Source organism: Nostoc sp. C052 (assembly GCF_013393905.1).
In the GTDB taxonomy this organism is placed as follows: domain Bacteria; phylum Cyanobacteriota; class Cyanobacteriia; order Cyanobacteriales; family Nostocaceae; genus Nostoc.
Window position 1 is genome coordinate 51,453 of the sequence record NZ_CP040274.1, and the last position, 21,800, is coordinate 73,252.

The 21,800-nt window shown below is 40.9% G+C and carries 17 protein-coding genes and 1 pseudogene; 13 read left to right on the forward strand and 5 right to left on the reverse strand.

Annotation, left to right across the window (positions count from 1 at the left end):
- Nucleotides 1–223 precede the first annotated feature (223 nt).
- On the reverse strand, nt 224–3,805 hold the full coding sequence (locus tag FD723_RS34895; protein WP_179069828.1) for an NB-ARC domain-containing protein: 3,582 nt from the start codon (nt 3,803–3,805) through the stop codon (nt 224–226).
- Nucleotides 3,806–4,502: 697 nt separating this feature from the next.
- Between FD723_RS34895 and FD723_RS34900 the strand changes: the two genes are divergently transcribed.
- The 4 genes from FD723_RS34900 (at nt 4,503) to FD723_RS34915 (ending at nt 6,868) form a co-directional block, all read left to right on the forward strand.
- A complete protein-coding gene (locus FD723_RS34900) occupies nt 4,503–4,655 on the forward strand; it encodes a ribbon-helix-helix protein, CopG family (RefSeq protein ID WP_218651870.1) in 153 nt (50 codons plus the stop codon).
- Between the two features lie 333 nt (nt 4,656–4,988).
- Complete coding sequence (locus FD723_RS34905) at nt 4,989–5,414, forward strand: hypothetical protein (protein ID WP_179069830.1); 426 nt, start codon at nt 4,989–4,991, stop codon at nt 5,412–5,414.
- Nucleotides 5,415–5,426: 12 nt separating this feature from the next.
- On the forward strand, nt 5,427–5,600 hold the full coding sequence (locus tag FD723_RS34910) for a DUF4277 domain-containing protein (protein ID WP_256875336.1): 174 nt from the start codon (nt 5,427–5,429) through the stop codon (nt 5,598–5,600).
- Between the two features lie 344 nt (nt 5,601–5,944).
- Nucleotides 5,945–6,868 (forward strand): IS110 family transposase, encoded by a 924-nt coding sequence (locus FD723_RS34915; protein ID WP_256875356.1) that lies wholly within the window; start codon nt 5,945–5,947, stop codon nt 6,866–6,868.
- A 229-nt stretch (nt 6,869–7,097) separates the two neighbouring features.
- Here the strand turns inward: FD723_RS34915 and FD723_RS34920 are convergent, their stop codons facing one another.
- From FD723_RS34920 to FD723_RS34935, 4 genes and pseudogenes are all read right to left on the reverse strand, one after another.
- Nucleotides 7,098–7,814 (reverse strand): SDR family oxidoreductase, encoded by a 717-nt coding sequence (locus tag FD723_RS34920; RefSeq protein ID WP_179069831.1) that lies wholly within the window; start codon nt 7,812–7,814, stop codon nt 7,098–7,100.
- A 272-nt stretch (nt 7,815–8,086) separates the two neighbouring features.
- Nucleotides 8,087–8,173 (reverse strand): annotated as a pseudogene (locus FD723_RS34925) (IS5/IS1182 family transposase); the annotation flags it as partial.
- 319 nt (nt 8,174–8,492) lie between these two features.
- Entirely contained in the window at nt 8,493–10,094 is a 1,602-nt protein-coding gene (locus FD723_RS34930) for a GMC oxidoreductase (RefSeq protein ID WP_179069832.1), read from the reverse strand.
- Between the two features lie 337 nt (nt 10,095–10,431).
- The gene (locus tag FD723_RS34935; RefSeq protein ID WP_179069833.1) at nt 10,432–11,148 is read right to left on the reverse strand and encodes an NHLP leader peptide family RiPP precursor; all 717 of its coding nucleotides are present in this window, start codon (nt 11,146–11,148) and stop codon (nt 10,432–10,434) included.
- A 612-nt stretch (nt 11,149–11,760) separates the two neighbouring features.
- Here FD723_RS34935 and malQ point away from each other — a divergent pair.
- From malQ to FD723_RS34985, 9 genes are all read left to right on the forward strand, one after another.
- Nucleotides 11,761–13,266, forward strand: a complete 1,506-nt coding sequence (malQ, locus tag FD723_RS34940; protein WP_179069834.1) for a 4-alpha-glucanotransferase — start codon at nt 11,761–11,763, stop codon at nt 13,264–13,266.
- Between the two features lie 449 nt (nt 13,267–13,715).
- Nucleotides 13,716–15,110, forward strand: a complete 1,395-nt coding sequence (locus FD723_RS34945) for an IS110 family transposase (protein ID WP_179069835.1) — start codon at nt 13,716–13,718, stop codon at nt 15,108–15,110.
- A gap of 554 nt (nt 15,111–15,664) precedes the next feature.
- A complete protein-coding gene (locus FD723_RS34950; RefSeq protein ID WP_179069836.1) occupies nt 15,665–16,348 on the forward strand; it encodes a DJ-1/PfpI family protein in 684 nt (227 codons plus the stop codon).
- 155 nt (nt 16,349–16,503) lie between these two features.
- Entirely contained in the window at nt 16,504–17,331 is an 828-nt protein-coding gene (locus FD723_RS34955; protein ID WP_179069837.1) for a type 1 glutamine amidotransferase domain-containing protein, read from the forward strand.
- A gap of 32 nt (nt 17,332–17,363) precedes the next feature.
- Nucleotides 17,364–19,073: a thiamine pyrophosphate-binding protein gene (locus tag FD723_RS34960; RefSeq protein ID WP_179070045.1), complete on the forward strand. Its 1,710-nt coding sequence runs from the start codon at nt 17,364–17,366 to the stop codon at nt 19,071–19,073.
- 39 nt (nt 19,074–19,112) lie between these two features.
- Nucleotides 19,113–19,562 (forward strand): hypothetical protein, encoded by a 450-nt coding sequence (locus tag FD723_RS34965; protein WP_094346164.1) that lies wholly within the window; start codon nt 19,113–19,115, stop codon nt 19,560–19,562.
- A gap of 86 nt (nt 19,563–19,648) precedes the next feature.
- Nucleotides 19,649–20,047 (forward strand): nuclear transport factor 2 family protein, encoded by a 399-nt coding sequence (locus tag FD723_RS34970; protein WP_094346163.1) that lies wholly within the window; start codon nt 19,649–19,651, stop codon nt 20,045–20,047.
- A 206-nt stretch (nt 20,048–20,253) separates the two neighbouring features.
- Complete coding sequence (locus FD723_RS43455; protein ID WP_256875337.1) at nt 20,254–21,075, forward strand: nuclear transport factor 2 family protein; 822 nt, start codon at nt 20,254–20,256, stop codon at nt 21,073–21,075.
- 173 nt (nt 21,076–21,248) lie between these two features.
- Nucleotides 21,249–21,686: a VOC family protein gene (locus FD723_RS34985; protein ID WP_179069838.1), complete on the forward strand. Its 438-nt coding sequence runs from the start codon at nt 21,249–21,251 to the stop codon at nt 21,684–21,686.
- The last annotated feature ends 114 nt before the right edge of the window (nt 21,687–21,800 follow it).

Sequence of the window (21,800 nt, forward strand, 5' to 3'; positions counted from 1 at the left end):
CTACTGTGACAAATAGACAGTCAGGGATTAACGCTTATGACCTGATATTTCAGTCATATTTTGTGGTAAGTTTCTCTAGAGAGTGTAGTCTCTTCAGGTTTGGTATAACTAAATCTTTGTAAGTTTTCGGCTTTGTCCTGTTTCTTATTACATCTTTTACTTTGTACAAAGCTTATAGAGCTTTCAAACTTGTGGCTAATAGTCAGAGCATATCTGGAGTAATTTAACTGTTAGATAAGCTATTTTCGGAAGTAACTGCTCCAAGAAGTTTCAACATAGAAATCGTTGCGCCAGTTATACCTGTAACCTCTTGAATATTTGTTCCCTCATATAATTTCTTGGGTTTCAAAATCTTTAAGCACTCACTCGCGCTTACATTCCAAAGTCGAATTGTATCGTCAATGCTGCTACTAGCCAAAGTTTGATTATCTGGGCTAAAAGCTACTGACCAGACGTAGGCCGAATGTCCACGTAAGATTTTTTTGCACTCACCAGTACTGACATCCCACAACTTTATTGTATGATCGGGACTGCTACTGGCTAGGGTCTGACCATCTTCACTAAAGGCGACTGTTTTAACGATAGAATTATTCTCACCAACCTGAAAAATATTGAAACAAGTACTATTTTTGACACTCCACAACCGAATTGTTCCGTCATAACCACTGCTTGCCAGCAGTTCACCATCTGGACTAAAAGCAATTGACCAAACCCAATTTTTATGTCCTTTTAGGGTTTCTTTGCACTCACCAGTACTAACATCCCACAACTTTATTGTGTGATCCCATCCACCACTTGCCACTGTCCTCCCATCTGGACTGAAGGCGACTGATGAAACCGCAGCATGATGTCCCAGGAACGTTTGTAAGGCTTGACCCGTATTCACATCCCATAGCTTCACGGTTTGATCGTCACTACCGCTTACCAACATTTGCCCACCTTGACTGAAGGCGACTGACGTAACCGCAGCACGATGTCCCAGGAACGTTTGCAAGGCTTGACCCGTATTCACATTCCATAGCTTCATCGTTTGATCGTCACTGCCGCTTATCAACATTTGCCCATCTCGACTGAAGGCAACCGATCGAACTGCACCACAATGTCTCAGGAAAGTTTGCAAGGCTTTACCCGTATTAACATCCCATAGTCTCACTGCGCGGTCTTGACTGCCACTTGCCAGCGTCCTTCTATCTGAACTAAAGGCAACTGACCAGGAATTGCTAGTATACCCAATGAAAGTTTTAAGACATTGACCAGTGCTAACGTTCCAAACTTTTATAGTTTGGTCATCACTGCTACTGGCAAGAAGATCGCCTTGCAAATTAAAGGCAACAGAAAGCACCCAACCAGAATGTCCTTCAAGAGTTCTAAGACATTGACCAGTGCTAATGTTCCATAGCCTCACCGTCTGGTCGAGACTACCACTAGCGATGAAATTGCCTTGAGGACTAATTGCAGATGACCAAACTGGAGCACGATGCCCATGTAGACTTTTGATACATTCACCAGTGTTTAAGTCCCATAATTTCACTGTGTGGTCATCGCTACTACTCACTAGTATTTGGCCGTCTGGACTGAAAGTGATTGACCGTACCCCATCATCATGTCCATGAAAAATTCTTTTGCATTCACCAGTACCAATATCCCACAACCTGACTGTGTTGTCATCGCTACCGCTGGCTAGGGTCTGTCCGTCTGGACTAAAGGCTACTGATATTACCCAATTTGTATGTCCCGAAAAAGTTCTAAGGCATTCACCAGTGCTAATACTCCATAGCCTTATTGTGCGATCGTTACTGGCACTGACTAACGTGTTACCATCCGGACTAAAGGCTACTGACCAAATCTCATTACTATGTTTTTGAAACGTTTTCAGACATTGCCCTCTACTAATATCCCACAGGCGCACGGTATAGTCACTGCTTCCACTAGCAAGGATACTACCATCCGGACTAAAGGCTAGTGACGGAATCCAATTAGTGTGCCCCTTACAAGTTAGAAGGTGCTTCCAATCCGAAACTTGGTAAAAGTGGATCTCACCACCAGTATCACCCATTGCCAAAAGTTTTCCATCAGGGCTAAAGGCTACCGACGAAACACCACCAAAGGTTTCAGCAAAAACAGACCTATCAAAATTGGCGTTTTGAAAATTGACATAGTGCAATTTCACATTCCGCAGGTCTGCTTGCCAAACACTTAGAAAAGAAAAATCATAACCGCTGAGGTCAGTTCCTAAATAACAAAGCAGATTGAGAATATTCCCAGTTGTATAACTGTGTTCTAGCGGTGATGTTTCTCGTGACTTTCCTATAATTTTAGTCAGCTGATTTTCAAGGTTTCTTTTGCTTCTCAAGACAGCCAGCAACCCATCTATAACTGGCTTCAGAATCAAGCGAATTTGAGTTTCCCTCACATAATCTTTGGCTGTCGCCTTTATTAAGGCATGACACCTAAACAAATCAAGATTCTGAGTTTCAATCTCCTGACAAACTATCTCTATCAATCGCTGAGTAACATACTCCATGACTACAGGTTGTAGTGTGAAAAGTGCTGTGCTTTTCTCTACCAACGATCGCCTTACCAGAGACTCCAGAGCCTCCAGTAAATTTTGTGGTGGAATTGGTGATACAACATCGTCTCGTATTTCTGATAGCGAAACTGGCTCACGATTGATTGCTAGCCAGTACATGATATCCTTCTCTAAATTTGCCAAGCGCGAAAACTGCTGGTCTAGCAGATCGCGAATGCTGCCAAAAACAGCCGTGTAATGTTGGAGAAATTCAGCAACATTACCATCAAACACATCTTGTATCGTTGTCGCCACTATCTTCAAAGCTAGGGCATTACCTGCATAACGCTCGACTACTGCTGGTAATTCTGACTCTGAGCCAGAAAAACCCTTGGCTTCAAAGATTTTTTGCCCTGCTACTACCTCTAAACCACTGAGTTGTAATGAGCGAACAGCCAGTGTTTCTCCTCCAAGTGAGGCTACATCTTTGGGTTTTTCACGAGAAGTCAGCAACAAGGTGCTTTGATGCATGACTTGTCCCAATCGTTTTACCAGTAAGCCGTAATCTTCATAGCCTTCTCGATAGCATCCTGCATAAGCGCCTGTTTGCAAAATAGTCTCAACATTATCTAATACGATCAGACAGGGCTGTTGTTGCAAATATTCAATTAATTGTGATATTCTACTATCTACACTTTTTGGTAAGTCAATTTCTAAAACCTGCTCATTAGAGAAAAATTGAATTAAGTTAGCCAGCAGGTCAAAAAGTGGGGGAGCATTGTAGAGTGATCGCCAAATAACATACTCAAACCATCCTTGAACTTTTTGTGCTAACTTGGCAGCTAGAGAGGTTTTACCGATTCCTCCCATTCCCAACAGCGCCACTACTCGACAGCGTTCCTGGATCAGCCATTGCTCCAAGAGAGCAAGTTCATCTGTGCGTCCATAAAAAACAGATACATCCACCATCTCTCCCCAATCAAGGCGCTTGGGGTTATTCAAGCCTTCCTGCCCTTTTAAATCAAAGTCTGGGCTTGTATAATCGCTTTTATCCAGTTCTAAATTAAACATCATAAACAAACGAACAAGCGTCCGTTTGTCAACCCCGGTTTCGCGAGTTAGTATCTTCCTAAAGGTGACAGGAGTGATCCCAGCCTGTTCGCTTAATTCTTCTAAGGTAAACTTGGAGCCATTGTTGTTCCTAAATTCCCACTCAAGTTTGGCATTCTGAAGTTTTTGCCAGCCTTCACGGGTCAGTATAAGCCCACGATTGCGTTTGGGTTTCTCCTGTTTCATAATTTCTTAGGAAGAATTGTATTTGGAGTAATGGCTTCTACAGTTTGCGTATATGAAAAGGGATTCTTAATAAATTAGAGTTGTTGCTAAATCAGCTAAAAAATCGGTAAAACCCAGTCACAGTTAAAATTTAACTCCACTTGATTTAGAATAGTTAAAACGTAAAGATTACAAGATTTTGAGCTACTTTAGGCGTTATTTAAGGAACGTGGATTTATTAACTTACAATTCTTGATCGTCGGCTAACCTGGTATTTAAAAGTCTTTAAACCAAGTTTTGCAGTTTATTTAATCCACATTTCTAAGGGACAATTCTACTATTGCCAAACTTAGAGTTTATTGATAAAATACATCTTAAGTTTTAGACTACATTAATGCAGTATAAAGCAACATGAATAGCGGTGTGTTAAGGGGCAAATATTCGTGAATTAATCCAGTAATTACACCTCCCATTGCGCCTAAAGCACCCTACTTAAATTGAATGTTTGTTTTCTAAATTACCTCTAAAGAAGGAATAAATAGAGCAATCTGTTACCCAAAACCCCTAATTATATGGATAAATATCCACCGCATAGGTTAGCAGGTATTGACTCTAATGGGAGCAAATTTGAATGCACTATCCTAATTTTAGGATCATCTTTGCATCCAGTAGGATTCGTATGTAATAGTAATTGAAAAGTAATTAAAAGTCAATGACAATGGCCAGAAAAAATGCTGCTAATTTAACGATTCAGTTGTCGCTGGAGGAGAAAATCATTTTGGAGGAATATTGTGATAAAATGCAGCGAACAAAGAGCGATGTAATTCGAGAGATGGTACGCTCACTTAAAAAATATTTAGAAGGCAGCTAAAATTGTCGATAAGTTTGGAAACTCATATTTAGAAAGTAAGCTTTCACATATTTAATTTTTCCGAGCGAAATTCGCCAGATAGGGAATTCAGCCTAGGGCGGCCGCATAATGTCAATAAGCAAAGCATACTCTCAACAGAGTTAAAGCTAATGTCATTAAATATTGCTTATTGCGAAAATTTTATGACTTGGCGTAGCCCGCCGCAGGCAGCACTTTGACCAAACTGGTGCGCGTGTTGGCAGAGTCAACCACACAAGAAATGTAATTTGTAACCCTTTATATACAATCTATCAAACGACACGAAAAAAAGACCGCTTGAGCGGATTAAAAGTATTGCAGAATACTAAAGAGTTGAAGTTTATCCTTTCGGAGTTGACATACGAATTATTAGAGACTTTCAATCTCCCAACTAAGTGGATTAATCAACTCAAATTATTACCGACTCTTACCGCCTTTACCGAAACTGAGTTTAATGAGTTAGTTGATCAGTATTTAATTAAATTAGGCTCGGTAAGTCGTAACCGGATATACGAAGCAGCAGCTATTACTTTTTACCATCAGCAATCGGCTATTCCTGTCATCCCAATTCTACTGTGTGACGATGCTCCACAGTTCAAGCTCATAACCGATAATTTAGCTCTTTGTTGGGTGCATGAAGGTAGACATTATAAAAAGTTAAGTCCATTTATTGCCTCTCACCAAAAGATTCTAGATGATTTTCTCTCACGATTCTGGAAATATTACCGAAAATTATATTGAGGGGATACAAATATGGATTACCAAAAAGAAGAGTTTGAGAGTAAAAAATTAGATCACTTAGGAATAGTAACAGGAATAATTGATGATATAGTAATTGTCGAAAAAATCAAGAATATATTCTTAATTGATAGTAGAGAAAACATCAATACAGGAGAAGTAGTCAAAGCAATTATTAGCTATATGTAGCGACCTGCAATTATAAATCACCCAACCTGCAATCATCGTTGTTCTCAGCCAGGATTATTTGCAACTATAATTGCGCTTCAGCCAGGATTAAGGTTCTTGGCAACTTTTGGTGATCTTGGTTGGGGTAAGGCAGACGGCAGACGGCAGTCCCAATGAAAAAATTTCATCACCATGAATGAAAATGTGGTAACTTCCAAGATAAGGCTGATACAAGCGAGGTTGTTTCCTTATTAGAGCACCAGAGCCTGAAGGGCAGTCTAACCTGGATATCGAGAGGAATTACCAATTGTCGCCACTGAGTAATTTTTTGGTTTTAATGAGCTTCGTCCGGATGGCACAAGGAAATACGTACATTCACTACAATGACTCAGGACTTGTTAAAACTTTCTGACTGGTTAACAAGTCACGATTGCACTCATGTAGCAATGGAGAGTACTGGCGAGTACTGGCGACCTGTATTTAATATCCTAGAGGGAAACTTTGAAGTTATGTTAGTTAATGCCCGTCATATAAAAGCGGTGCCAGGACGTAAAACAGATATCAAAGACTCGCAGTGGATTGCCGAACTACTACAACATGGGTTGTTACGTGCGAGTTTTATTCCCCCTGTGGAGCAAAGAGATTTGCGGGATTTAACTCGTCATCGTAGCAATTTTATTCGAGAACGAGTCAATTTGGTCAATCGAGTCCAAAAAGTGCTTGAAGCTGCCAACATTAAACTTGCTTCAGTTGCCAGTGATGTAATGGGTGTATCAGGACGGGCAATGCTAGCTGCGATTGTTGAAGGTAGCGCTAGTCCTGAACTAATGGCGGACTTGGCAAAAGGAACTATGCGAAAAAAGCATGATTTACTGATTCAAGCACTCGAAGGTAGAGTTCGTCCTCATCAACGATTTATTCTCGCACACCTACTGTGTCAAATTGATAGCATAGACGAAACAATTAAATGTTTTGATCAACAAATTGAGGAATACTGCTGTCCTTTTGAGCAAGCGGTAGAGTTAATTGATACTATACCAGGTATCGCACGTCGAACTGCGGAGATTATTGTCTCCGAAATCGGCATCGATATGAGCCGTTTCCCAAGTGCCCAGCATTTTGCTGCTTGGGCTGGGGTTGCTCCTGGTAACTACGAAAGTGCTGGGAAAAAGCTTTCAACTAGTACCCGTAAAGGCAATCGCTCCTTACGAACAATTCTGGTTCAAGCCGCTCACGCTCTAGCTCATACTAAAACTTACCTTGCTGACTTGAAAATACTCCTTCGATGAGTATCTATATAGATCCGTCTCACATCACATTTTCATTCATGGTGATGAAATTTTTTCATTGGGACTGCCCTCTGCCTCCTGCCTTCTGCCTTAAAGCGCGTAACCTTTCATCACCAAAATCTGACAAGAACCTTAATCCCGGTTTGTAAATGTCTTGATTGCAGGTTTGAGCGATTAGTATTGCAGGTCGCTACAGCTATAGTAAAGAAAAATTAAGTCCTGTTTGGTATTACACTGGTTCAGCAGCGGGAACTACTAAAAGTCTTGGTATGAGGACGTTTCCTGGCTGCTCTAAAATGAAACGAACACAACGAGCGATGTCCGCAGATTGTAGTGCACCTCCCGAATAGACGAAATTTTTTTGCTCCTCACCCCATTTGTCGTATAAGCCAGTGTCCACAGTACCTGGGGCAATGCTTGATACACGAATATCGGTTCCTGCGAGTTCCACGCGCAGCGAATCCGTAAAGGCTTCAATGGCAAATTTAGTACCGCAATAAGCAGCTAGTTGAGGAACTGTTTTTAGTCCAGCAATACTTGAAGTATTAAGTAAAAATCCACTACCGGATTCCTTGAAGTGCCGTAACGCTGTGTAGCCTATCCTATAAGCAGCTTCTACATTGACTCGAACCATCTGACAGATTGCTTCGATATCAACACCTTCAATTGGTCCCACAGTCATCACGCCTGCATTATTGAAAACTACGTCAAGCTGACCAAAGGTTTGGATGGCAAAGTCTACTAATTTTTGCGGCAATTCAGGGTTTGTGATCTCACCAGGAATGACTTTGGCATGTTGTAGATTTGACGCAAGGCGTTCAAGTTTCTCTTGCGATCGCGCTGTGAGTACTAAATTCATGCCTGCTGCGTCTAGCTCTTTGGCAACTGCTTCGCCAATACCACCACTAGCCCCAGTGATAATAGCAACTTTATTTTGTAAATTCATGCATTTCTCCTTTAAGTCTGTCGATGGATATCTTACTTTTGACTTCGGTGATTTTAATGTTTTCTCACTAATAACTGGAATTAATAGCAGAAAAACTGTAGTCACTTAAGCATGTATTTATCGTCTAAGGAAAAATCAGGACAACCATAGTTATTTACCTATTTTTGTTGATTGCAAACCTGTATTTCCTTTAGTCTATAAATTACAAAACACAATTGCAATGGTTAAAGTTTTGAAGAAAGTTTGTATTCTTTCGGTTCTAGAGCGTGTTATCAGTTGAGCCAAATCACAGTAGCAGCGAGGTAAATTGCACCGAGAAAGTTGAATTTGAGCTTGTCATAGCGGGTGGCGATCGCACGCAATCAGGTTGGCAGTTCACCGAGAGTAAAACGCACTCTCTCTCAACCTTAGCAGTGAGCGATGCCTACGGTGGCAAGCTACGCAGCATTGCATCAACGATAATCACCTGTTCCATACCAATACCTTCACTGTTCAATAGCTTTAAAATCTGTAGCGCTTATCCCGCATAGCTTAGAGCTTTTCTTAGTGCCATTCGGCTATTAAGTAAGTTGGTACAATAAAACCAAACTATGCAAAGAAAGATAAATTAGGCTACAATCTTTTTGCCTGTTACCTCTTGCGTTTTGATTTATTCCACCTAGAAATGTTGACACCAACCTACTTAATATCTTGTGCAATGATTTTGTCTAAACAACGTTCTGCTAAAGCTGCAATGGTAAAAGAAGGATTAGTACAAGCAGCAGAACCTGGAATAAGTGAGCCATCCACAACATAAAGTCTGTTGTATCCATATACTCGCCCAAATGGGTCGCAAGCTTTTCCTATGGGAACTCCTCCTAAAGGATGACCAGTAATAGCAGCATCATTATTTTGAGATGTTGCTATTGGAGATGTAGAGATCATACCTTCTTTAATTTTATGCCGAGGTCGTCTACCAAAATTATTGATGCTATTGTCAAGGGTACTGAAAAGTTTCTCTGTCTTTTTGACGATGCGATCGTCTACAGATGTTGGCCAATTTAAGTTGACGGTATCTGTAGATGGATCGTAGTTAAACTTACCAGCTGGACGAGGAATACCCAGACCCAGACAAGATTGTATTCCGTCAGCATTGTTCCCCAGTTCCAAACTCTCTACAACTATCGGAGTCGGCCCGTCAAGCTGTTCAATAACAGCACCCGCAGTTCCTCCATTACCTGTGACAGCACCTAAGTCCGATCTAATGGTAATGTTGTCTCCATTAGTTCCCCAATCTTTCCCAACAGAGTTGTTTAAGTAAGGTAATGTCCCTTTTTCTCTGGCCTTCACTAAAAGTTTAGAAGTACCAACAGAGCCAGCTGCTACGAATAAATAACGGCAAGTAAAGGTTTTTTTCCGAATAATTTGCCCTGATTCATTGATTTCATTGCAGAAAACACGATATTTTTTCTCACCACGGATCTCGGCAATATCTGTAACTACGTGTAGAGGTAAAATATCTACGTGACCAGTATTTTCTGCCTGGGGAAGATAATTTTGATCTAAACTATTTTTTGCTCCGCTATTAATTCCCCACCAACATTGACCATCTATAACAGAAGGTACTTTTGAGCCATTAATTTCTTGACGAACTGTATCCCAATTTACAGCTAGATTCAGGAGAAAACTTGGCAAGCCTGCCTTGTCTGCATTCTCTAGGAAAAATCGAGTTTTGCCATAGTAAGTAGTAGCTAAAACATCCTGTGGAATTGGTGATGATTTCAGCATTTGTTGAACTCGAGGATAATAAACCGAATCTAGTTCATCATAGTCAACAGTAGCACGGTCAAATACTTTGTAAAATATTTCGCGCTTAGGTTTATAAGTAATAGCGTTATAAACTAGTGAACCACCTCCAACACCAGCACCACTGACAACAATAATTCCTTTTTCTTGTAGTGTTTCAAAGACTCCTGTATATATATCTACAGTATCACCAAACACAGATGTTGAATTTAGCCAAGAGGCTCTACCATCAGGATTATTGAAAGTAGCAAAAGTATTTTGGCTAGCTGTAATAGGCCAACGCTTGCCTCGTTCTAAAATCAATGTGTTAACACCAGCTTGTCCCAAACGTAAAGCAGCAATAGCCCCACCAAAACCGCTACCAATTACTAGTGCATCTATATAATCATCACTAGCACGAGTCCGAATGGGAGAGGCAACTGAGGCTGCTAAACTCGCAGAAAATAGGGCAGCACTCTGAATAAAGTGGCGACGATGAAATTTTTTATCAAACATACAAGTTATTCAAATGTTGATGATAGATTCTTACTAGAAATAGCTGAAGCAATTCAAAACAGTTTAGGAGTTTATTCTCTTCTTAAAACTGCTAGATGATAGACACTAATATAGAGGAGATTACAGTTATCTTTTCTCAGTAAACAAACAAATTAGATTACTCAAAAAGTATCGCCTAAATATTTTTTAAGAGCAGTACTAGTGTAATTAATTCTATTTTTACTCAGATTTATCATTAATAACAATCGCCTTAATATCAGTGAATTATTGTAGTTTTTAGACTTAGATAAAGAGTAATTTCGGGCGTGTTTGCTAACACGCCGTATTTATTCTCTAGTTACCCAACTACTCCTGTTACTGTATTCATCGCAGGTTGACGGAAGCGCAAGGAAGTACACCACCACCACCAACCATGTGATGCTTTCCACCACTCACCAACAGTCGCACTGCTATCAAATTTCTCAAATTGGGGATTCTTAGGAAGAATAAAGTAGATAAGATTTGAGGTTTCTTCTAATGACTGAATCTTCAGTTCAGCAGGGAAGGGTATTCCGATTTCTCCTTCAAATATTGATCTGGGATCGCTCAGGAGTTGCTGACGGAAAGTTTCATTAGTCCAAGAACGAACTATCCATAACGCTTGTAAACACTCTCTGTAAGCTCTAGCTTTGGTAGTACCACCAAGTCGGTTATAAAAATAGTAGAAAGTATCGATAATTGGCCACCAGCTAGAAAACTGTTCATATCGATACCAATGTTCTTCCACTGGTGGAGTCGCAGGAAGTACAAAGTAGAAAGTGTTTTCTGGTTCTTCTAATACTTTGACTTCTGTATCCGCAGGAAATGTAATTCCGGTTTCTCTTTCAAAAACAGTTCTTGGGTTAGTTAATATCTCTTGCTTGAGTGCTTCATCACTCCAAATACGATCAATCAGTCGTGTTTGTAAAGCTTCATAATAAGGGCCAAAATTGGTAATATCTACACCTGACCAAAGCTTTCTAACTTCAGGGAAGTTAGTAGAAGTATCTGAAATAGGAGCGTTTGTTGTAACCATGATTAGCTATCCTTGAAATTAATGGTATGGGAAAGATCAAACTTGTTTGGTATTACACGGTTTAACTGACCGCAACTACCAATTTTCTGGATTTAGGGTGCTGTAAATTTGACGCTAAATCTTCTGAATTTGTCTTATTTCGCCGTCGTTAGATGAGCTTCTATTAGTTTGACGATTATCATTATTTTAAAACCTAAAAAAAATGACTACAAGGGTTAAAATTTCGTAGCTAGGTTACATTGTTTTGGTGCAGTGGTTTCAAGCGATTATTTACTCAGGAGTAATCAAAAAGGGTCAAGAAAGTCTATAAAACTTGCTCAACAGGCTTTGTCGCCCTTAAATATGGTTGATAATACTTTTGTCAATCTAACTAATTTAGTATTTAAATTGATGATTAAATGAGATTTTACTGATTAACATAATTTCTAAAATTAGATCCAAAAAAATACAACCTTGCTACGAAAAATTGACCTTTGCATCTGTGTTGGATGCCTCATAATCTTAGATTGTGACTCAGAAAGTATTCAGCTTCAACTTCTATGTGAAAGCTATACTAATAGCCTCTATGAAGCCATATTAGCTCGAATCTATCCTCTAAAATAGAGGTTTATTATGCCTTTTCCCAGATCTAGCGGCATTTTGCTACACCCAACTTCTTTTCCTAGTCAATTTGGTATTGGTGACTTCGGATCGGAAGCTTATCGCTTTGTTGACTTTTTAGTAGAAAGTAAACAGCAGCTTTGGCAGATATTGCCATTGGGCCCTACGGGCGATACTAATTCTCCCTATGCTTCTTATTCAGCGATCGCCGGTAATCCCCTGTTAATTAGCCCAGAACTGCTGTATAACAAGGGTTTACTAACTGAAGATTTCACTAATTTACCAAAGTTTTCCACTGAAAGAATAGATTTTTCCCAGGTTATTCAAGCAAAGATACCAATACTGCAAAAAGCCTGTAAAAACTTCAAAATCAGTGCAAAATCAGAACAAGAACGGGAATTTAAAGAGTTTTGTCAGAGTCAGGCTTACTGGCTAGATGATTATGCCTTGTTTATGGCACTTAAGGATGCCCATAACGGCGCTAGTTGGAATACTTGGGAGATGGCGATCGCTCAACGCAAACCAGAAGCGATCGAACAATGGGAGCAACGACTTGCAGATGAAGTTTTTTACCATAAATATCTCCAGTTTGAGTTTTTCTCCCAGTGGTCACAATTGAAGCGCTATGCTAACGAGCGCGGGATTCAAATACTAGGAGATATCGCCATTTATGTGGCTCACGAGAGCGCTGATGTCTGGGCTAATCCTGGAAACTTTTGCCTTGATGAACAAACAGGTGAACCAGCATTAATGGCAGGAACACCACCAGATTACTTCAGTACTACTGGACAGCTTTGGGGTAACCCAGTCTATAACTGGGTGCGGCTACAACAGGAGAATTTCAAGTGGTGGGTGCAACGCTTCCAGTCCATGCTTAATAATGTAGACTTGATTCGCATCGATCACTTTCGAGGATTTCAAGCTTATTGGGCAGTCAAGCAGGGCGAAACAACTGCTATGAATGGTACGTGGCTTGAAGCTCCTGGAGAGGCTTTCTTTGAAGTACTCAAACAGAAGTTAGGTAACTTACCAATTATCGCTGAGGATTTGGGAGAAATTACACCAGAGGTATACGCTCTGCGAGACAGATTTCAATTTCCTGGCATGAAAATTCTTCAGTTTGCTTTTGGCGATGCTTCACAAGCTGAAAAGCGTTTTTTACCGTTCAATTATCAGTCTAATTGTGTTGTATATACGGGTACTCATGATAATGACACGACAGTTGGCTGGTTTAATCAATTGTTACCCCCAGCAAGAGAACAACTCTTAAGTTATTTGGGTTGTCAGAGTGAGTCTGGAATCCACTGGGATTTGATTCGATTGGCACTGAGTTCTGTAGCCAATCAGGCGATTATTCCTCTACAGGACGTTTTGGGATTAGACACCGGAGCTAGGATGAATTTTCCTGGTAAAACTGAAGGTAGTTGGGGTTGGCGATATCAGTCTACAGCTTTAACGCCAGAGATTAGCGATCGCCTTGGAACTATGACTGAAATTTATGGAAGAGTGAGTGAATAATTCGTAACTCGTAATTACAGCAGTTTTCGACTTAAACCCTTTTATCCAGAAGAATAAAAGGGTTTATCTACTACTTGCTTAATCCGGAAATTGACAGAAGCTGTTTACGGACGCGCTCGCTTCCGTTATGGATGGAAGAAACAAGTCAAATGCTCTTCCCTTCTGCCTCCTGCCTTGTTTCTTAGGAGCAACCGCACTGGCGGCGCTGCCACCCGCTATGAATGAAAGAAACTATTTTGAGGCGACTAATCAACGGGTACATTGATAATTATCCTGACAGTTAAAACCGAACCCACAATAGTGTGTTGAGCCTGATTAGGAGCATGGTTCTGGGGCTTTATGGCTATGACATTGGTGAAGGAAAAGTTTCCTATCCCGTTTGAAAGATTATCTATAAATCCATCCCCAGGTCAGGACTTATCCATAATAAGCATATCAGAGTTGCAGCTATGAAATTGCCACCAAATCAAGGTCATAACCAGCCTGTACTTACGGAAAAAGTATCATCAACGTTAGAAGAAATTAACCAAAATGCAGCAGGAATAGACCTTGGTGGTGGAGAACATTGGGTTTGTGTACCCGCAGATAGAACTGACAAAAATGTTCGCAGATTCGGATGTTTTACCCCTGATTTAATTGCAATGGCCGATTGGTTAATAGAATGCCGTGTAGATACAGTAGCAATGGAAGCCACAGGAGTTTATTGGATTCCAGTGTTTCAAATCTTAGAAGCCAAGGGTTTTGAGGTCAAATTAGTCAATGCTCATCACGTAAAAACAGTACCTGGTCGCAAAACAGATGTGTTAGACTGCCAGTGGTTACAAAAGTTACATACTTATGGACTACTGTCTGGTTCTTTCCGCCCACAAGACCAAGTTTGTGTGCTACGCAGTTATATCCGTCAGCGAGACAGCTTAATCAAGAGTGCTAGTACCCATGTACAACGGATGCAAAAAGCACTTATCCAGATGAATTTACATCTTCACAAAGTCATCAGTGATGTCACGGGTTTGACCGGAATGAAGATTATTAAAGCCATCGTCGCTGGCGAACAAGACCCACAAGTTTTAGCCACACTCAAAGATCCACGCATCAAAAGCAGCACAGCAGATATTGCTAAGGCATTAACTGGTGATTATCGTCGTGAACATTTATTTGTCCTCCAGCAAGAATTAACCTTATATGAGGTTTACCAACAACAGATTAGTGCTATTGACGCTGAAATTGAAAAATGTTTAGCATCTTTTCAACCTCAGACTTTAGATGAACCGCCAACAACGCCAAAAAAACGTCGGAAAAAACCGACTGCAAATCACCCAAATTTTGACTTGCATAAGTATCTTTATCGGATGGCAGGAGTAGACTTTACACTGATTAATGGTCTTGATGCTTTAACTGTTCAAACCATTTTATCTGAAGTGGGATTAGACCCAAAACGCTTTCCCACAGTTAAACACTTCACATCTTGGTTGGGTTTATGTCCTGGTCAAAAAGTGACTGGTGGTAAGGTCAAAAGCTCTAAAACTCGTACTGTTGTCAATCGTGCTGCCAATGCTTTCCGCATGGCTGCTTTTTCTCTGACTCACAGTCGTTCTGCGTTGGGTGGGTTTTATCGCCGTTTACGTTCTCGCTTGGGCGCACCCAAAGCCATTACTGCTACTGCTCACAAACTGGCTCGTTTATTTTACCGGATGTGGATCACTGCTGGGCAATATTCTGATCCTGGTATGGACTACTATGAGCAAAAATACCAGGAACTGATTCTCAAACACCTTCAGCAAAAAGCTCAGGCTTTTGGTTTGGAACTTATCCCTATTTCTGACTCAACGCAATGTGTTTCTTGAAAGAGGGGTAAGAGGGATGTCAGGAAAACACAAATTAAAAGCTTGGGGTTCAATCGAATGGACATGAGAAAACCAATCTGAACCACTTAATCTTATGCCCATTGCACCAGTTTCACTTAGAGCTTTTCGTATTAGCCCCAGTTGATGATAAATTTCTTGGTTGATCGAATTCATAGTAAGTCAAAATCAATCTATAAAAAATTGCTAGTCATTATTTATAATGCTCCAAAACAACTGATCATAAAAATGTATAAAATAATATGTATTACTGAATTTTTTTAAATTATGAAATTAATTATAAAATAAGTTTCAGTATTTTTAGAGATATTATTACCAAAAAAAGCAACCTTAAAGCGAAAAAATAACCGTTGTGTTTTTGTTTAAAATTAATTGATTTAGTATTTAATCAATTAAATAAAAAATGTCAACCTCCTACAAAACATTAACCCTTGTAGTTATATATTTATCTCTCTAAACTTTTAGATAAAGACTTAAAAGTAAGTCAAATACATTCCAAATTAAGAATCTAGTGACCCTAAGAATATTGAACCAATATGATACCTAGATCCCTTGGTGGGAAAAAAATCGCAATTCTTCTAGAAAGTGAGTTCATTCCTGAAGAAATTGAGGCATATCAAAAGCGCTTTTCAGAACTTCAAGCAACAGTACATCTGATGTCTAGGCTCTGGAATCAGCCGAGTGTTCGCTTTTTCAGTGATGAAGATACGGGCAATACACCTAAAACCATAGACGTAAACATTGATTTTCAAAATGTAGATGTTAACGATTATGCGGCTGTGATTATGTCCGCTAACTATACCAGTGTTCGTCTACGTTACTTTGAGCCACCAACAGGTCAGCCAATTAGTGCAGAACAAGTTCGCACTTCACCGGCTGTACAATTTTATGCCAGCGCAATGGTAAATCCCAGGATTATTAAAGGCGCACTTTGCCACGGTCTTTGGATTGTGACACCAATACCAGAATTGCTCAAAGGGCGACAAGTTATCTGCCACGAGGTAGTCCTTGCAGATATCATTAACGCTGGTGCAATTTATACTCCATCACCTTCAGGTGTTGTGGTGGACGGTGACCTTGTGACTGGTCGTTCAAAACACGAGGTTGAACCATTCATTGATGCGATTACTGAACAAATCCAACAATTATCTATTGCCACTAATCGTTTCTCAGGCAGAAGAGCTACTACCTCAGTTTCAAAGCTGAAAGTTGCCAGCTAAACCCCATCATTTTGAAACCGAGAGTTTTTAAGGAGAGTATATTATTCGGTCGTGGCTTGAGTTCTGAGCTTTACCTTAATTCCAAAAACTATGGTTATTTAAGGTAAACGCGGTTTAATTATCTCAAAACAAATTCATGATTAGGAGACAATCTTGTGAAAAAAATTCTCATAATTTTATCGGAATATGGTTATTGGGGTGAAGAACTGGTAGGTCCCCTAGAAACTTTTGATGCTGCGGGGTATCAGGTTGATTTTGCAACTCCAACAGGAAAAAGACCAGTAGCGCTTCCTCCGAGCATGGACCCTACTTATGTTGATCCACCTTTAGGTCGGCCAGTTGTCTCTCAAGAGATGGCTGAAAAAGTCAAGCGCTTAGAAGATCCTAAAAATCCACGGTTAGACAACCCAATCATCCTGTCACAATGGTTGCCCGATCGCCCTTACTGGAGTGCCGAAAAATTCCTGCGGGAAATGGAAACATATAACAATGCTCTCGACGAAATACAGCCAGATTTGGATCAATACGATGCACTATTGATCGTGGGTGGTAGTGGCCCGATCGTTGATTTAGTCAATAACCATCGCGTTCATGACTTGATTCTCAGCTTTTACAAAAAGGGCAAAGCGATCGCCGCAGAATGCTACGGTGTAACTTGTCTAGCCTTTGCTCGTGACTTAGCAGACCGCAAGAGCATTATTCAGGGTAAGCACGTCACAGGTCATTGCAAGGAATATGATTACAAAGATGGTACAGGGTTTGTCGGCGCAGACATCAACATGGGTCCACCTCCCTATCCTCTAGAGTATATTCTCCATGATGCTACTGCCCCAGACGGAGCATATCACGGTAATTTTGGCAAAGAGATCTCTGTGATTGTTGATTATCCCTTTATCACAGGTCGATCTACCGCAGACTCTTATACAACCGGTCAGAAGTTAGTGGAAGTTCTCGATAAAGGACTGAGGCGGTACGGATGGTAAGCTTGACCAAACAGACCAACGAAAAGCCTTTGATGGCTAACAGAAATGGTCGCTTTGCAATTATTGAACAACTTCTGGCAGATGGTATAGAGTACATGTTTGGTAACCCTGGCACAGTTGAGCAGGGTTTCCTAGATGCGTTAAAGGACTATTATCCAGAATTTAAGTATATCTTTGCACTGCAAGAAACAATCGCAGTCGGTGCTGGCGATGGCTATGCCCGCGCCACCAAAAAGCCTACGATTGTCCAACTCCATAGTGGAGTCGGTTTAGGAAATGGCATCGGAATGATTTATCAGGCTATGCGCGGTCATGCACCATTAGTAGTCCTAGCTGGCGAATCTGGTATCTGCTACGATGCGATGGATGCCCAAATGGCAGCAGATTTAGTCAGCATGGCAAAGCCTGTAACAAAATGGTCAACTAGGGTCGTCGATCCCTCTTCTTTGTTACGCGTGTTACGCCGAGCCATCAAAATAGCTGCTACGCCGCCGATGGGGCCGGTGTTCGTCTCCCTACCGATGGATATCCTTGATGCTGTTAATTATGAAGAGGTTGTTGCGACTTCTTTTCCAGTGACAAGGGTTGCTCCTGAACCAGAGCAACTGGAAACAGCAGCAAATTTATTGGCCGCGGCTAAACATCCCCTGATTATTATGGGCGATGGTGTAGCTTTTTCCGATGCCCAGGCTGAATTGACATCTGTGGCCGAACTCATCGGCGGACAAGTCTGGGGAGCAGACTCATCGGAAGCGAATATGAGTGCTAGCCATCCTCTGTTCGGAGGGTTACTAGGTCACATGTTTGGTGATGATAGTCGTCGGGTTACATCCCAAGCAGACGTAGTCTTGATTGTTGGAACCTACGTTTTTCCAGAGGTATTCCCAGCGCTGTCTGGAGTTTTTGCTCCTTCAGCCAAAGTAATTCACATTGACTTGAATACTTACGAAATAGCGAAGAATTTTCCGGTGGATCTTGGGCTGCTTGGCGATCCGAAAACTAGTCTGAGCAAATTAGCCATCGCCCTTGAATCAACTCTGACACCCGAACAGAAAAAAGAGGTTTTTGTCAGAGCTAGCCAAATAGCTGAGACTAAAAAGCAGGAATCGGTGGCTCGACTTGAGGCTGACAAGGCAGTTCGGGATGCAGTACCTCTGCACATGACTCGTTTTGCCGAGGAATTAGCTGCTCATTTACCAGCAGATGCGATTATTTTCGATGAAGCCATTACCAATTCTCCGGAACTTTGTCGGTATCTACCACCGACAAAACTCGGACATTACTTCCAAACACGAGGCGGTTCGCTGGGTGTTGGGATTCCGGGAGCGATCGGTATTAAGCTGGCTAATCCAGATAAAACTGTGTTTGCCTTCACTGGTGATGGCGGCAGTATGTATACCATCCAAGCCCTCTGGACTGCTGCCCACCACAATATAGATGCCAAATTTGTCATCTGTAATAATCACAGCTATCAAATTCTCAAGTTGAATATTCTGCACTACTGGGGCGAGCAACAAATACCAGAACACGACTACCCATCTTCTTTTAACCTCTGCAACCCAAGTATCGATTTCGCTGAATTAGCAAAGTCTTTAGGGGTTCAGGGGATTCGGGTAGAAACCCCAGATCAGATTGCCCCAGCTATCCAAAAAGCATTGGATCATAACGGGCCATTTCTGATTGATTTGGTACTGACAAATGAAATTGTCGGTACAAAGATCGGTGTCAAGTGTGGTCAATAGTAGACCGGAATTTTTACTGAATTAACAGGGAGAAAAGCAATGACAGTAGCTAAATTAGCACCTTTAACAGAATTAGAAATCAAGCAATTAGCAGCAGACTGGTATTTGAAACTAGATGTTCACGCTCCGCTAGAAGATTATATTCCTTTTCTAGCTGAAGATGGTCTAGAAATGCGCTTTCCTGAAGCTACAGTTTATGGTTTTGATGGATTTAAAGGTTGGTACGATCGTGTTATCGGGATTTTCTTTGATGAAGTCCATACTTTAAAGGAAGTCAACGTTACGCCTTCAGGAGACGAGGCGAGTGTTCAAGTCATCGTCAAATGGGAAGCTAGCGTGTGGAATCCACCAGCAGCCAAAAGTCAACGCATTGTTTTAGATGCTTATCAAACTTGGATCGTGAAGCGATCGCCTAATACTGGTAAGCCAGTAATTGCAACCTACATTGTCGATTCACTTAGTTATTATGAAGGATCTGCACGTCTTTAAGATTGCAGACATCCGCCAAAAAACAAAGTTTTGGGGTGCATATAACAGATTGTATGTAGTTAATAGCGCTCCAAACTTATAATTACATGAAAATTACAGAAGATAAAAAAATGACGGTTTCAACAATTTCACTTGGGCGGAAATTCTTTGACAAACATATCGAGACTATTTCTGCCGGAAAAATCGATGAAATGGTGGATAGGGATTATGCAGAAGATGCTGTATTAATAACCTTTTTTAATGGGTTTGAAAATACACCGGCACCCATCACAGTTAATGGTCGTGAAAATATCAAAACATTCTTTCACGATTACCTGAGAACAATCGAATATATTGATATCAAATCTCTGGACTTCACTGAAGCGGAAGACGCTATATTTTTTCAAGCGAAATTCAACTGTAAACTTGGTCAAGTCTCAGTTGGAGATGCTTGGACTCTTCGTAATGGACAAATTGCTTATCACTTTGGTTTTTGGGTTTCCTAGAATAGCACTAATTTTAGGAGATGTTTACGGCAGTAAACTACGCGCTTGTTTGTAGTTTGCAAATAGTAGTCTACCACAGTAACTTTACCTGGTATGTAGTAAACACTAAAGTGTTTACTACATACTTAACTTAAGTGCAACTCGGTTTTATTTCCATCCTCACCATAATTTGTTTCAGTCGGAATACCCTACAATAGAGGATTACTATGAGTACACCCATAGAACAATTGCTTGTATCTCCCATCAGCAAGCTCTACAAAGAGCATATCGGTTTCATTAAAGCGAAGAATGTTGATGGTTTACTCAATCAGTATGCTGATGATGCTCTGCTGATTAGCACCTTAACTGAAGACCGCCAGCCGCTCTACGTGCAAGGTCGTCAAGCACTCAAAGAGTTCTTTGAAGGTCGCATTTTCGGTTTAGAAGATTTTGAAATCAGGCTCAACCAGTGGGCTGAAACTGAAAACACGCTGATGATGGTAGAAGAGTTAAAAACCGCAAGTCAAACTGGTGAAGTCGGTAGTGTAGAGTTTTACGATAACTGGTTTTTGCAAGATGGAAAAATCGCTATCCACTTTGCCGGTGTAATTCAGTATCCTGATAAAACTTATGTAAATGCAGGAACAGTTAAATCAGAACCACCTGACTCTCCATTGGGTAAGTTTTATAAAGAGCATATCGGCTTCATTAAAGCGAAGAATGTTGATGGTTTACTCAACCAATATGCTGATGATGTGCTGCTAATTAGCACCTTAACTGAAAACCGTAAACCTCTTTATGTACGTGGTCGTCAAGCGCTCAAACAATTCTTTGAAAGTCGGATTTTCAGTCTAGAAGATTTGGAAGTCAAGCTTGACCAGTGGGCTGAAACAGAAAATACTCTGATGATAGTTGAAAGCCTGAAAACCAGAAGCGTCAATGGCGATGTTGGCGAAGTCAGTTTCTATGATAACTGGGTGTTGCGCGATCGCAAAATTGCTGTTCACTTTGCTGGTGTAGTTCAGTACCCCGATGGAACATACGCATAACTACAGCGGAATTCAGGAGCGGAGCCAGAGACGCTGCGCGGCTTGGCGTCAGAATGGGCTACGCCCCGCTGCGCTAACAGGAGTAAAACAGGCTTTAAGACTGAGTTCGTGTACTTCACCAAGTTGAAATCTGCTATAAGTTCACTTTTTTTCTGTCAGTAAGGACTGAAGTAATGACTTTGCTAAAAGTTTCTCAAATGGCAATCAGCTGCAAAGATCCAATTGCAACTGAAAAATTCTACACGAAATATTTCGGGTTTAAACGGGCAAGGGTTGCACCTGTTGGCAATAATGAGCAGATTGTTTTTCTGAAGTTGGGCGATATGTATCTTGAACTCTTTCAAGCCAAGGGAGAAACCCCTGTGCCTTTAGCCACCCAAGATGGTCCTACTTATCCAGCTTGGCGTCATTTTGGTTTTCAGGTTGATGATGTTGATGCTAAACTAGCTGAGATTGGCAATGATGCAAAAGTAACCCTTGGTCCACTCAACTTTGATAGCTTTATCCCTGGGTGGCGGACGGTTTGGGTATCCGATCCCGATGGTAATATTGTTGAAATTAGCCAGGGATACGTCGATCAAGAGAATCCACCAGGATTGCAGGCAAATTGAGGGTAATTTCAACTTAACTATATACAGCATTCCGCAATCAGAGATGAACAAGTTCAGAATTAAAATTCTTGTGTACTCGTTAATCTTTGTTCAAAACCTAGATGGAATTGCTGT